Origin of the sequence: Lentzea nigeriaca (genome assembly GCF_016907955.1) — a bacterium.
GTDB lineage: Bacteria > Actinomycetota > Actinomycetes > Mycobacteriales > Pseudonocardiaceae > Lentzea > Lentzea nigeriaca.
On the sequence record NZ_JAFBCX010000027.1, the window covers coordinates 24,079 to 37,945 of the forward strand.

Annotated in this window: 11 protein-coding genes; 3 read left to right on the forward strand and 8 right to left on the reverse strand. The window is 69.3% G+C overall.

The window, feature by feature from the left end; translation table 11 throughout:
- The first annotated feature begins 32 nt into the window (after window positions 1-32).
- Window positions 33-929, forward strand: a complete 897-nt coding sequence (locus JOD27_RS42570) for an AraC family transcriptional regulator (protein WP_204768079.1) — start codon at window positions 33-35, stop codon at window positions 927-929.
- On the opposite strand, the gene JOD27_RS42575 is transcribed toward JOD27_RS42570, so the two are convergent.
- Window positions 914-1,294 (reverse strand): VOC family protein, encoded by a 381-nt coding sequence (locus JOD27_RS42575; protein WP_307830647.1) that lies wholly within the window; start codon window positions 1,292-1,294, stop codon window positions 914-916. The genes JOD27_RS42570 and JOD27_RS42575 overlap by 16 nt on opposite strands.
- A 69-nt stretch (window positions 1,295-1,363) precedes the next feature.
- Between JOD27_RS42575 and JOD27_RS42580 the strand changes: the two genes are divergently transcribed.
- Window positions 1,364-2,629, forward strand: a complete 1,266-nt coding sequence (locus tag JOD27_RS42580) for an MFS transporter (protein ID WP_204768081.1) — start codon at window positions 1,364-1,366, stop codon at window positions 2,627-2,629.
- On the opposite strand, the gene proB is transcribed toward JOD27_RS42580, so the two are convergent.
- From proB to JOD27_RS42610, 6 genes are all read right to left on the reverse strand, one after another.
- Entirely contained in the window at window positions 2,622-3,749 is a 1,128-nt protein-coding gene (gene proB, locus JOD27_RS42585) for a glutamate 5-kinase (protein ID WP_204768082.1), read from the reverse strand. The two genes, JOD27_RS42580 and proB, sit on opposite strands and share 8 nt — an antisense overlap.
- A 4-nt stretch (window positions 3,750-3,753) precedes the next feature.
- Complete coding sequence (gene obgE / locus JOD27_RS42590) at window positions 3,754-5,208, reverse strand: GTPase ObgE (protein ID WP_204768083.1); 1,455 nt, start codon at window positions 5,206-5,208, stop codon at window positions 3,754-3,756.
- Window positions 5,209-5,414: 206 nt separating this feature from the next.
- The gene (gene rpmA, locus JOD27_RS42595) at window positions 5,415-5,672 is read right to left on the reverse strand and encodes a 50S ribosomal protein L27 (RefSeq protein ID WP_189258884.1); all 258 of its coding nucleotides are present in this window, start codon (window positions 5,670-5,672) and stop codon (window positions 5,415-5,417) included.
- A gap of 14 nt (window positions 5,673-5,686) precedes the next feature.
- Window positions 5,687-5,998 carry a 50S ribosomal protein L21 gene (gene rplU / locus JOD27_RS42600; RefSeq protein WP_109642823.1) on the reverse strand — a complete coding sequence of 104 codons (312 nt, stop codon included), beginning with the start codon at window positions 5,996-5,998 and terminating at the stop codon, window positions 5,687-5,689.
- 242 nt (window positions 5,999-6,240) lie between these two features.
- A complete protein-coding gene (locus JOD27_RS42605; protein WP_204768084.1) occupies window positions 6,241-9,237 on the reverse strand; it encodes a translation initiation factor IF-2 N-terminal domain-containing protein in 2,997 nt (998 codons plus the stop codon).
- Window positions 9,238-9,466: 229 nt separating this feature from the next.
- A complete protein-coding gene (locus JOD27_RS42610) occupies window positions 9,467-10,192 on the reverse strand; it encodes a TIGR03936 family radical SAM-associated protein (RefSeq protein WP_204768085.1) in 726 nt (241 codons plus the stop codon).
- A 205-nt stretch (window positions 10,193-10,397) separates the two neighbouring features.
- Between JOD27_RS42610 and JOD27_RS42615 the strand changes: the two genes are divergently transcribed.
- The gene (locus tag JOD27_RS42615; protein ID WP_307830648.1) at window positions 10,398-11,816 is read left to right on the forward strand and encodes a S8 family peptidase; all 1,419 of its coding nucleotides are present in this window, start codon (window positions 10,398-10,400) and stop codon (window positions 11,814-11,816) included.
- A gap of 86 nt (window positions 11,817-11,902) precedes the next feature.
- Here JOD27_RS42615 and JOD27_RS42620 read toward each other — a convergent pair whose 3' ends face one another.
- Window positions 11,903-13,864, reverse strand: a complete 1,962-nt coding sequence (locus tag JOD27_RS42620; RefSeq protein ID WP_204768086.1) for a TIGR03960 family B12-binding radical SAM protein — start codon at window positions 13,862-13,864, stop codon at window positions 11,903-11,905.
- Window positions 13,865-13,867 lie beyond the last annotated feature (3 nt).

Genomic DNA, 13,867 nt, shown 5'->3' on the forward strand with positions numbered 1-13,867 from the left:
CGCGCACTTGCTCGTTCGTCCAGACTGGGTGAATGACGGACGCGTTGGGCGAGGCGCTGCACCTGATGAGGATGTCCGGCACGTTCTACTGCCGGACCGAACTCACTGAGCCGTGGGGGCTGACGATGCCCGGCATGGCGGACTGCCTGTGGTTCCACGTGCTGACCAGCGGCCGCTGCGACATCGAGGTCGACGCCGAGATCACCACCCTCGAACCCGGTGACGTGCTGCTCGTACCGGGAGGCCAGGGACACCGCCTCTTCTACGGAGACGCGGAAACGCCGCTCGTCACGACGTTGCCGCACGAGTTCGAGACCGACAACTACGCGATCCTGCGACACGGCGACGGTGGGGCCGTCACGCATCTCGTGTGTGGTGCGGTCAAGTTCGACCACCCAGCCGCGAAGCACCTCATCAAAGTGTTGCCGCACGTGCTGTACGTGCGGCAGGCCGACGACATGCGCGCCACCATCGACCTGATGGCTGCGGAGGCTCGAAACCTCCGCCCCGGCGGCGAAGCGGTGATCACCCGGCTCGCGGACGTGCTGGTGATCCAGACGATCCGCTCGTGGCTCGCCAACGACCCGGCCGCACGCACCGGATGGCTGGGCGCGTTGCAGGATCAGCAGATCGGACAAGCGCTCGCGCTGATCCACCGCGACCCCGCGCAGCCGTGGACCGTCGAACGCCTGGCGCACCAGACCGCGATGTCCCGGTCGGCGTTCGCGGCGCGGTTCACCGATCTCGTCGGCGAACCGGCCATGCGGTACGTGACGCGGTGGCGGATGCACGTGGCGATGAACCGGTTGCGAGACCGGGACAGCACGGTAAGCGAGATCGCCCGCGGCCTCGGCTACGAGTCCGAGGCGGCGTTCAGCCGGGCGTTCAAGCGGGTCGTCGGGGTCTCTCCCGGTCAGGCGCGAGGCTGAAGCAGGTCCCAGCGGTTGCCGTAGAGGTCCTCGAAAACGGCGACGCGGCCGTAGACCTCGTCGCGTGGCGTCTCCAGAAAGCGAACACCGAACGCCGTCATGCGCGCGTGGTCGCGGTCGAAATCGTCGGTGTTGAGGAAGAACCCGACGCGGCCACCGGTCTGGTCGCCGATCCGCGCCTTCTCCCCCTCCGAAGAGGCCTGCGCCAGCAACAACGACGCTCCCCCGCCTGCCGACACAACGACCCAGCGCTTGTCGCCCTGCGGCTCGTCTTCCACCAACGTGAACCCGAGACCGTCCACGTAGAAGCGGATCGCCTCGTCGTAGTCGCGGACCACCAACGTCACCAAACCAAGAGAACGCACGCCCAGGAGTATCGACGAACCAGTTGAGACGTTCACCAGAGGCACCCTCGTCTGTGAGAAAGTGCCCATATGGCGGTGACCACCGAAACTCATCGACTGCCCGTGCGCAAGCTCGTCGCGGCCTCCGCCGGCAACGCCGTGGAGTGGTACGACTGGGGCATCTACACGGCGTTCAGCATCTACTTCGCCACCCAGATCTTCCCCAAGGGCAACGAGGCCGCGGCGTTGCTCAGCACGTTCGCGACGTTCGCGCTGGCGTTCTTCTTCCGGCCGCTCGGCGGCTATCTGCTCGGCCGGTACGCGGACGTCAAAGGCCGCCGCACCGCGATGCTGCTGACGATCGCGCTGATGTCCGGCGGGTCGGTCGTGATCGGGTTGCTGCCCACGTTCGAGCAGGTCGGCTGGCTTTCTCCGGCACTGCTGGTGCTCGCCCGCATCGCGCAGGGCATGGCGCTCGGTGGTGAGGTGTCCAACGCCTCGGCCTACCTCGGGGAGATCGCGCGGCCCAGCCACCGCGGGCGGTACTCGTCGTTCTTCTACATCTCCACCGGGGCGGCGGTTCTGGTGGCGTCGCTGCTCGGGTTCTTCCTCAGCCGCAACCTCGACGCCGCCGCGATGGCGTCCTACGGGTGGCGGGTGCCGTTCCTGATCGGTGGCGTGCTCGGCCTGATCGGGTTGTGGTTGCGGCGGGAACTGCCGGAGACCGAGCAGTTCGAGGAGAACCGCGCCAAGGCCGAGAAGTTGCGGAACCCCTTGCTGACCACGCTCAAGGAGCACCCGAAGGCGGTTGGTCAGCTCGTCGGGTGCACTCTGCTGTCGACGTTGTGCTTCTACACGTTCTTCTCGGCGCTGACGCCGTTCGCGGTGAAAACCAGGCACGCCAACGACTTCGACGTGTTCCTGGCGTTGTCGATCGCCACGGTGCTGTTCATCGTGTTGCAGTACCCCATGGGGTGGCTCGCGGACCGGTTCGGCCGCAAGCCGCAGATGCTCGTGTGGTCCGCCACGATGGCGTTGCTGATCGTGCCGCTGTCCTCGCTGGTGAAGCCGGGCCTCGCGAACCTGGTGATCGTGTTCTGCGTCGGGATCGGCCTCTACACGGCGATCACGTCGATCGCGCCCGCGGTCATGAGCGAGCTCTTCCCCACCGAGCTGCGCGGGCTCGGCATCGGAGCCTGGTACAACCTGACGGTCGCGCTGTTCGGCGGCACGGCGCCGCTGGTCATTCAGGCACTGCCCGGCACGACGTTCTTCTGGTACGTCGCGGCGGGCGCGGTGATCACGTTCCTGGTGATCCTCACGTTGCCCGAGACCAAGGGCGTCGAGCTCACCTAGCGAGCGGCACCAGGTCGTCGGCGTGCACGACCTCGCGGCGCTGCTCCTCCGGCAGGTCGTGGGTCTTGCGGCCGATCAGCGACGGCAGCTCCGCCGAGTCGTAGCAGACCACACCGCGGGCCACGACCTCGCCCGCGTGGCTGACCAGCTCGACGACGTCGCCTGCCTCGAAGTCGCCGTCCACACCCGTGATTCCGGCCGCCAGCAACGACCGGCGACGGCCCACGACAGCGGCGACCGCGCCGTCGTCGAGGTGCAGACGACCGTTCGCGTCGGTGGCGTAGCCGAGCCAGAAGCGGCGCGCGGTCAGGCGCGAACCCGTGGCGGCGAAGGCCGTGCCGACATCAGCGGTGGACAAGGCCCGGAGCGCGTCGGAGGCTCCGGCCAGCAGCACCGGGATGCCTGCGGAGGACGCCAGCCGTGCCGCCGCCAGCTTCGACGCCATGCCGCCGGTGCCGAGCCCGGACGCACCGGACGTGCCGGCCTGAACACCGTCCACATCGGACGCCCCGGAAACCTCGGAGATGCGCACGGCACCGGGCTTGCGCGGGTCGCCCGAGTACAGAGCATCCACATCGGACAGAAGGAACAACGCGTCCGCGCCGACCAGGTGCGCCACCAAAGCGGCGAGACGGTCGTTGTCGCCGAAGCGGATCTCGTCCGTGGCAACGGTGTCGTTCTCGTTCACCACCGGGACCGCGCCGAGAGCCAGCAGACGCGAGAACGTGCGCTGGGCGTTGCGGTAGTGGGCGCGGCGCACCACGTCGTCGGCGGTCAGCAGGACCTGGCCGACCGTCAGCGAGTAGCGGCCGAAGGAGTTCGCGTACGCGTGCGCCAACGTCAGCTGGCCCACGCTCGCCGCGGCCTGCTGGCTCGCGAGGTCGCGCGGGCGGCGGGACAACCCGAGCGGCGCGAGGCCCGCGGCGATCGCACCTGACGACACCAGCACGACCTGGCTGCCCGCGGAACAGCGGGCAGCCAGGGCGTCGACCAAGGAGTCGAGGCGGGCTGGGTCGAGGCCGCCTTCCGCCGTGGTCAAAGAAGAAGAACCGACCTTCACCACGATGCGGTTCGCCGAAGCGACCGCGCGCCGTGCGTGTGAGACCACGGGGGCCGTCACGGGCTTACTCCTCGTCGAAGAAGTCCTCGTCTGCGGAACCGGGCACGCGGCGGGCCTTCTTGGCCGCCTTGCGCTCCGTCGCACCGATGCGGTCGTTGCGCTCGAGGCGGGCGTCCGTGCCACGTCCGGTCATCGTCATCGCGATGCCCGCCGGAGTGGTCGGCTCCCAGTCGAACACCAGGTCGCCGATGGTGACCTGGCAGCCGGGGATGGCGCCCATCTTCACGAGCTGATCCTCGACACCCAGCCTGTTCAGGCGGTCGGCGAGGTAACCGACGGCTTCGTCGTTGGAGAAGTCGGTCTGACGGATCCAGCGCTCGGGACGGTCGCCCTTCACGATGAAGCCACCCTCGACCGAGGGGTCCTCGGTCACGGTGAACCCGGCGTCGTCGACGGCGGTCGGCCGCAGCACGATGCGGGTCGCTTCCTTGGCGGGCTGGGCCTCGCGGTACTCGCGGACGACCTCGGCCAGCTTGAACGTGAGCTCCCGCAGGCCTTCGCGGGACACCGTCGACACCTCGAACACCGGCAGGCCGCGCGCCTCGATCTCCGGGCGGACGATGTCGGCGAGGTCCTTGGCGTCCGGGATGTCGACCTTGTTCAGGATCACCACGCGCGGCCGGTCGGCGAGGTTGCCGCCCAGCGACGGGGTGTACTGCGCCAGCTCGTTCTCCAGCGCGTCGATGTCCGCCAGCGGGTCACGGCCCGGCTCGTACGTCGCGCAGTCGACGACGTGGGCGAGAACGGCCGTGCGCTCGATGTGCCGCAGGAAGTCGAGGCCGAGGCCCTTGCCCTGCGATGCGCCGGGGATCAGGCCGGGGACGTCCGCCATCGTGAAGACGGTGTCGCCCGCGGTGATCACGCCGAGGTTCGGCACCAGCGTGGTGAACGGGTAGTCGGCGATCTTCGGCTTCGCCGCGGAGAGCACCGAGATCAGCGAAGACTTACCGGCGCTCGGGAAACCGAGCAGGCCGACGTCCGCGACGGACTTCAGCTCCAGCACCAGGTCCCGCGTCTCGCCCGGCTCACCGAGCAACGCGAAACCGGGCGCCTTGCGGGCCTTGGACGCCAGCGCGGCGTTGCCGAGACCACCACGACCACCCGCGGCGGCGATGAGCGTGGTGCCCTCGCCGACCAGGTCCGCGACGACCTCGCCGTCCGGGGTCAGCACCACGGTGCCGTCCGGGACGCGCAGGATCAGGTCCTCGCCGTTCGCGCCGTCGCGGTTCGCACCCGCGCCCGCCTTGCCGTTGGTGGCGGAGGCGTGCGGGCGGAAGTGGAAGTCGAGCAGGGTGTGCACCTGCGAGTCGACGACGAGCACGACGTCGCCGCCCTTGCCGCCGTCGCCGCCGTCCGGGCCGCCGAGCGGCTTGAACTTCTCGCGGTGCACGGAAGCGCAACCGTTGCCCCCGTTGCCGGCGGCAGCGTGGATCACCACCCGGTCTACGAAGCGGGCCACGGAACTACTTCCTCTCGCTGGCTTTCATGGGTGCAACTACCACCCATGGATGACAGACAGTGTGCAGAAAAAACGAGGGGCGAGCCGGATGACCGGTGTTGACGCCCGACGGCCGACCTAGTGAAACAAACGAGCGACGTGGCCCGCGCATTCCGCGGGCACACGTCGCTCGGTCGATCGTTCTGACTACGTTCGGGAAACGGTCCTCAGACCGCGGCCGGAACGATGTTGACGGTCTTGCGACCACGCTTGGTGCCGAACTCCACCGCACCGGCGGCGAGGGCGAACAGCGTGTCGTCCTTGCCGCGGCCGACGTTGACGCCGGGGTGGAACTTGGTGCCGCGCTGGCGGATCAGGATCTCGCCGGCCTTGACGACCTGACCGCCGAACCGCTTCACACCCAGGTACTGGGGGTTGGAGTCACGGCCGTTGCGGGAACTGGACGCACCCTTTTTGTGTGCCATGAGAAGTCAGGTCCTCACTTACCGGTGATGCCGGTGACCTCGACGCGGGTCAGCTTCTGGCGGTGACCCTGGCGCTTGTGGTAGCCGGTCTTGTTCTTGAACTTGTGGATGCGGATCTTCGGACCCTTGGTGTGCTCGACGACCTTGCCGGTCACCGAGAACTTCTCCAGGGCCGCAGCGTCAGCGGTCACGTCGGTGCCGTCGACCACGAGCAGCGCCTGGAGGGAGATTTCGGTGCCCGGCTCGCCCTCGAGCTTCTCGACCTCGACGATGTCGCCGACAGCGACCTTGTACTGCTTGCCGCCGGTCTTGACGATCGCGTACATCAGGACGGAAGTCTCCTGCTACTCGATGGTGACGGGCCATGCGCCAACCGATCTGCGAGAGAAACCAGCAGAGGGGGCACACGACAGGACCCGTCGGATAACGGGCCGTCGACAAGGTTACGGGAGTGGGTACAGCCGGAGCAAACCGGGGTGCCCTGATCGCGTTCGTGCAGGCTGTGCCATCCCTCACACAGCAAAGCCGGGGCCGCCCGCAAGGCGACCCCGGCTTCACTGATCTCGCGTCAGTCCTCCTGGACCGGCGGTCCCGCTGGCCGCGACACGGCGCGGCGCCTGCGGGTGGTGGTCACCACCGGTGCGGGCATCTGGACCTCAGGCTGCTTCGGTACCTCGACGACGATCGGGGCGGGCACGTCGTGCACGACCGGCGCACCGGCGGCGCGCTTGGCGGCACGACGCCGCGGACGGGCGGCGGGAGCGGTCACCGGAGTGGCCACAGGAACCTCTGCAACGGGCGCTGCGGGCTCTGCGGCCACGACCGGTGCCTCCACCGCGGCGACGGCCTCAGCGGCGACCTCGGCCACCTCAGCGGCCTCCTCCGCGACCTCGGCGATCTCCTCGGCGACCGGCACCGGCTCGACGAGCTCCGGCGCCGCCTCGTCGATGACCTCGGCGGCAGGCTCCTCCGCCGAGACCTCCGCCGAGACCTCCTCAGCGACGACGGGGTCGACCTCGATCGGCTCCGGGTCCTCGGCGACCTCGTGCGGCACGTGACCGTTGAGCGCCTGCTCCTCGACCACGACCGCGTCGACGACGGCCTGCTGCTCCTTGTCGCGGCGACGACGACGGCGCCGACGGCCGCCGTGGCCCTCGTGCTCCTGGTCGGCGGCGACGGCGGCCTCGGAGGTGTCCTCCGGCTCACCCGGCTCGACGATCTCCGGAACGACCTCGGGCTCGGCCGGAGCCTCGGGGGCTTCGACAGTCGCCGCGGTGACCTCGGCAACCTCCGCCACCTGCTCCGACCCGCCCTTGTTGCGACGGGACTTGCGGCCACCGCCCTGAGCCTGCTGCTGGCCGCCACCGTTGCCACCGCCGTGCGAGTGCACGGGCTCGGTGGACACGACGACGCCGCGGCCGCGGCAGTGCTCACAGGTCTGGCTGAACGCCTCCAGCAGACCGGTGCCGACCCGCTTGCGGGTCATCTGGACCAGGCCGAGCGAGGTGACCTCGGCGACCTGGTGACGCGTGCGGTCGCGGCCGAGGCACTCGGTCAGGCGGCGCAGCACCAGGTCGCGGTTCGACTCCAGGACCATGTCGATGAAGTCGATGACGATGATGCCGCCGATGTCGCGCAGCCGGAGCTGGCGGACGATCTCCTCCGCCGACTCCAGGTTGTTGCGCGTCACCGTCTCTTCGAGGTTTCCGCCCGATCCCGTGAACTTGCCGGTGTTGACGTCGATGACCGTCATCGCCTCGGTGCGGTCGATGATCAGGTAGCCGCCCGACGGCAGCCAGACCTTGCGGTCCAGCGCCTTCATCAGCTGCTCGTCGATGCGGTACTCGACGAACACGTCGTTGTTGCCGACGTGCTTCTTCAGGCGGTCCTGCAGGTCCGGCGCCACGTGGCGGACGTAGCCGTCGATGACGTCCCACGCCTCGTCGCCCTGGACGACGAGCTGGGCGAAGTCCTCGGTGAACAGGTCTCGGACGACCTTCACCAGCAGGTCCGGCTCCTCGTAGAGCAGCGTCGGAGCCTTGGTGGAGGTGCTCTCGGACTTCTCCTTGATGACCTTCCACTGCGCCTGCAGACGCGTGACGTCGCGGGCCAGCTCCTCCTCGGAGATGCCCTCAGAGGCGGTGCGGATGATCACACCGGCGTCCTCGGGGACGACCCGCTTGAGGATGTCCTTGAGGCGCTTGCGCTCGTTGTCCGGCAGCTTGCGGCTGATGCCCGTGGCACCACCGCCCGGCACGTAGACCAGGAAGCGGCCGGGCAGGCTGATCTGCGTGGTGAGGCGCGCGCCCTTGTGGCCGACCGGGTCCTTGGTGACCTGGACCAGCACGGAGTCGCCGCTCGAGAGGGCCTGCTCGATCTTGCGGGACTTGCCCTCGAGACCGGCGGCGTCCCAGTCGACCTCACCGGCGTAGAGCACCGCGTTGCGGCCGCGGCCGATGTCGATGAACGCGGCCTCCATGCTCGGCAGCACGTTCTGCACGCGGCCGAGGTAGACGTTGCCCACGATCGAGCCGCTGCCCGACGACGTGACGAAGTGCTCGACCAGCACACCGTCCTCGAGCACACCGATCTGGGTGCGGTCGCCGCGCTCGCGGACGACCATCGTGCGGGCCACGGCCTCGCGGCGGGCCAGGAACTCGGCCTCGGTGAGCACCGGGGCACGGCGGCGACCGGCCTCGCGACCGTCGCGGCGGCGCTGGCGCTTGGCCTCCAGGCGCGTCGAGCCGCGGATGCTGCGGACCTCGCTCTGGGCGGCCTCGGAGTCGGCCTTGTCGTCGCGCGCGTCGCGGGACTCGCGGACGTGCACCACCGTGTTCGGCGGGTCGTCCTCGGACGTCACGTCATCCTCCGCGCCGGTCTTGCGGCGACGGCGACGGCGGCGACGGCGGGTCGAGCTCTCGTCGCCCTCGTCCTCGGTGGCCTCGTCGGCGGCGTCGGCCTCCGCAGTGGCCTCGGCCTCCTCGGCGCCTTCCTCGGTCTCCTCGCCGGCCTCGGCCTCAGCGCCCTTGCCGCGGCCACGGCCACGACGGCCGCGGCGACGGCGGCGACGGCCTTCGCCCTCGTCCTCACCCTCGGCCTCGGCGGCGTCGAGCTCGTCCGCGGCGATCTCGCCGACGGACTTCTCCTCCTCCGCCGGCTCCTCCTCGACGACGAACGGCGAGGCCTGCGCCTTGGGCCGTTCGATCGGCTGCGGAGGCAGGAAGACCGCGCTCGGCGCGGCGAAGATCGGCGCCAGCGCGGGCGCCTCGAACGCGGGGACCGCCGGGGCCTCGTAGTCCTCGGTGACCTCGCCGGTGACGACGTCATCCCAGTCCAGCAGGGTCTCGGCGACCTTCAGCGCGACGTCGCGGCTCACGCTGGACTGCGCGCTGCGGGCGACCTCACCGAGGTCGGCCAGCGCCGTCATCACGTCCTTGCTGCTGACGTCCAGCAGCTTCGCCAGTGCGTGCACCCGCAGCTTGTCCGGCAGATCCGCCAGCTCAGGGCGTGCGGATACCACACCCTGCCCGCCGGTTGCGCCGGCAGGCTTGTCCTTGTTCGACATGCAGCTCCTCCACCCCCGGGCGCGTCCCGTGAGGACGCGGCCGCGCAGGGGCCTCTCTTGTCTCTCTCCACCGCTGCTCGCGGCGGGAATCCTTGCCTCGCGCGCAGTGGCGTGGCGCCTCACCGGGCGCACGCTTGCGCAGGTCCCACGACGACGCTGCTGTCAGCGCCGCTCCTCCTGATGCGTCGCGGCTTGACCCAAAAGATCAAACACTGGCACCGCTCCTGTGTCAGGACTCTCTGTCCTGTTGGAGCGGGTCCACCAGCCCGCCTTCGTCGTCGAGCCGTCCCTGCGCCATCCGGATTGCTCTCGCAGGTACCGGCGGCACGAGGTCGGCGACGACACGAAGCGCATTCAGCACGTCGTCGGGCCGCACGGTAGGCGTTACCTGCCGGACGACCGTCATGAGTATCCCACACGGTTGTGACAATCCGGCCTCATCGTGTCCGGCGTCGCTCGAACGTGGTTCGACCAGCGCGGACACGACGGCCGGTCGGACGTCGATGATCTTCTTGCCGTTCTTGGTGAGACGCTCGACCTCCACCCGCTCCTGTGCGAGGAAGGCGCTCACCGCCTCCGCGAGCCGTTCCGGCTCGACCCCGTCGAGCTCGATCCGCCATTCGCTCGCGTCGATGCGCTCGGTGAGGTTGCCACCGTGCGCCTGCACGATGTCGACCACGTCGATGCCGGGAGGCAGCGCCTGGTCGAGCGCGATCTTGAGCGCTTCCGGGTCGACCCGTTCGACCACGGACACCTCGACGTACTCCGCCTCACTGGCGACGCCGGTCGGCGCGGCGCCGACCCATGACACCTTCGGGTGAGGGCTGAAGCCCTGCGAATATGCCATGGGTACGCCTGCCCTGCGCAGCGCGCGCTCGAACGTACGGGCGATGTCGCGGTGCGAGGTGAAACGCAACCTCCCCCGCTTGGTGTAACGGAGGCGCAGTTTCTGCACGGCTGCGGCAGACGGGTTGTTGGGCTGGTGGCGGCTCAGTGGTGCTCCCCGGTGGTGTTCCGACGGGTGAGCGGTCCCATCGGCGCAGGCTGTTCGTCCGGTAGGACGGTACCGTGAACGCGATTCAGAACGTTCAGCTTGTCTAGATCGTTGCGCGTGGCTACGGTCCGGCTGACTGGACGCCTTGCCAACCTGGAGGTCCCCGGTGCCTCTGCTCCACCGCGCACGGGCGGCGGCGATGACCGCGCTGCTCGCGGCCGGATGCATGGCGGCGTCCCTGCCCGCGGGTGCGGAGCCGGCCGCCGACTCATGCATCCAGCCGGGCCCGAACGTGCGCTACCTCGTGGTGTTCTCCCAGCTCACCACCCCTGAGGTGGCGAACACCGAGATCACGAGGGCCTGCGGCACCACGACCGTGTACTACCCGGAGATCGGGGTGGCCGTGGCCACGTCACCCGACCCGAGCTTCCTGAAGTTGATCGGCCCGCAGCGCGCGTACAGCGCCCAGGCCGAGAGCATCGCCAAGCGGTCGGTGAAGCGCAAGAAGGACGACACCGAACTGTTCCGGCCATCGGGGCAGCGCTCGAACGAGCAGTGGGACATGGATCTCATCAAGGCCCCTGAGGCCCACGCGATCTCCCGCGGCTCCAGCTCCGTGGTGGTCGGCGTGCTGGATTCCGGCGTCGACCCGCATCACCCGGACCTGGTCCAGGCGCTCGCGCCGGAGCTGTCCGCGGGCTGCCTGACCGGCAAGCCCGACCCCTCTCCTTCAGCGTGGTCCCCGACGACCTCCGCCCACGGCACGCACGTCGCCGGCACCATCGCCGCCGCTGACGACGGCCGCGGCACCACGGGCGTCGCACCGGGCGTGCGCATCGCGTCGGTGAAGGTCGTCGACGACGACGGGTTCATCTACCCCGAGTACGCGGTGTGCGGCTTCATGTGGGCCGCCGCGCAGGGCATGACCATCACCAACAACAGCTACTTCATCGACCCGTACCTGTTCACGTGCCAGAGCGAGCCAGGTCAGCGCGTGATCTACGAGGCCGTGCGGCGTGCCGTCGACTACGCGACCTCTCGCAACGTGCTGACGGTCGCCGCGGCGGGCAACAACGCGGCGGACCTGTCCCGGCCGGGGCGTGACTCGATGTCACCGACGAACGGCGACGCGCAGACGCGGCCGGTCGACTCGACCTGTGCCGTGCTGCCCGCGCAGCTCAAGAACGTGGTCGGGGTGTCGGCCGTGGAGTCGACCAAGACCAAGGCCGGGTACAGCTCCTACGGGCTAGGGGCGATCGACGTGACGGCGCCCGGTGGGGACACGCGGGCGCCCGGCGGGTGTGTGCTGTCGACCGTGCCGTCCGGGTACGACTACTCGTGTGGCACTTCGATGGCCGCTCCGCACGCGGCCGGGGTGGCGGCGTTGATCGCGTCCACCCACCCGGACACCGACGCCGTGTCGTTGGGGCGGATGTTGAACGCGCAGGCGGAAACCCTTGCCTGTCCCGCGGACTACGACCTCAACCGGACCGGTGTGCAGGACGCGTTCTGCACGGGCTACTCGGAGTACAACTCCTTCTACGGCCACGGGTTGGTCGACGCGCTGGCCGCCGTCACGAAGTAGGCCGCCACAGCTCGCACGAAGAGTACGCGGGGAGCTTTCGTACTCTTGGAGAGTACGAAAGGGCCCCGCGTGGCGTCAGCGGAGAGCTACGGGGTGAGGGTCGGGTTCTTCACTGGCGAGCCGACGCCGACCGGGGAGATCGGCAGCAGCTTGCGGCCCGTCGGGCCCACCTCGATGTCCGTGCCCATCGCCGGGCAGACACCGCAGTCGAAGCACGGCGTCCAGCGGCAGTCGTCCTGCTCGCGCTCGTCGAGAGCGTCCTGCCAGTCGGCCCAGAGCCATTCCTTGTCGAGGCCGGAGTCGAGGTGGTCCCAGGGCAGGACCTCCAACTCCTCGCGCTCACGGGTGGTGAACCAGGCGAGGTCGACGCCGAGCGGTTCCAGCTGTTCCGCGGCCTTGGTGGTCCAGCGGTCGTAGGAGAAGTGCTCGGTCCAGCCGTCGAACCGGCCGCCGTCGCGCCACACGGCCTCGATGACCTTGCCGACGCGGCGGTCACCACGGCTGAGCAGGCCTTCGATGAGGCTGGGCTTGCCGTCGTGGTAGCGCATGCCGATGTTGCGGCCGAGGCTGCGGTCGGCGTTGACGGCCTCGCGCAGCTTGCGCAGGCGGTCGTCGACCGTGTCCGGGTCGCACTGCGGGGCCCACTGGAACGGCGTGTGCGGCTTGGGCACGAACCCGCCGATCGAGATGGTGCAGCGGACGTCGTTGCGGCCACTGGCCTGGCGGCCGGCGCGGATGACGTTCTTCGCCATCTCCGCGATCTGCAGGACGTCCTCGTCCTCCTCGGTGGGCAGGCCGCACATGAAGTACAGCTTCACCTGCCGCCAGCCGTTGGAGAACGCGGCCGACACCGTCCTGATGAGATCCTCTTCGGACACCATCTTGTTGATGACGCGGCGCATCCGCTCGCTGCCGCCCTCGGGCGCGAAGGTGAGACCCGAACGCCTTCCGTTGCGGGACAACTCGTTCGCGAGATCGATGTTGAACGCGTCGACGCGCGTGCTCGGCAGGCTCAGGCCCGTGTTGGTGCCCTCGTAGCGGTCCGCGAGGCCCTTGGTGATCTCGGCGATCTCGCTGTGGTCGGCGCTCGACAGCGACAGCAGGCCGACCTCTTCGAAGCCGGTCGCCTCCAGTCCACGCTGGACCATCGCGCCGATGCCCTCGATGGACCGCTCGCGCACCGGACGGGTGATCATGCCCGCCTGGCAGAAGCGGCAGCCGCGGGTGCAGCCGCGGAAGATCTCGACGCTCATCCGCTCGTGGACGCTCTCGGCGAGCGGGACGAGCGGCTGCTTCGGGTACGGCCACGCGTCGAGGTCCATCGTGGTGCGCTTGAACACGCGGTATGGCACGCGGTCTCGGTTGGGCACGACGCGCTGGATGCGGCCGTCCGGCAGGTACTCGACGTCGTAGAAGCGCGGGATGTACACGCCGCCGGTCTCGGCGAGCCTGGTCAGCACCTCGTCGCGGCCGCCGGGGCAGCCCTCGGCCTTCCACGTCTTCACGATCTCGGTGATCTCGAGGACGGCTTCCTCGCCGTCGCCGAGCACCGCCGCGTCGATGAAGTCCGCGATCGGCTCCGGGTTGAACGCCGCGTGCCCGCCGGCGACCACGATCGGGTCGTCCTCGGTGCGGTCGGCCGCGTGGATCGGGATGCCCGCGAGGTCCAGCGCCGTGAGCATGTTCGTGTAGCCCAGCTCCGTCGCGAAGCTGATGCCCATCAGGTCGAACGCCTTCAACGGCCGGTGCGCGTCCACCGTGAACTGCGGCACCCCGTGCTCACGCATGAGCTTCTCGAGGTCCGGCCACACGGCGTAGGTGCGCTCGGCGAGCACGTCGGGCAGCTCGTTGAGGATTTCGTAGAGGATCATGACGCCCTGGTTGGGCAACCCCACCTCGTACGCGTCGGGGTACATCAACGCCCAGCGCACGGACGCCGCGTCCCAGTCCTTGACGGTCGCGTTGAGCTCCCCGCCGACGTACTGCACCGGCTTGGAGATCCGCGGCAGCAGAGGCTCCAACCTGGGGAAAACAGACTCGACACTCACGCT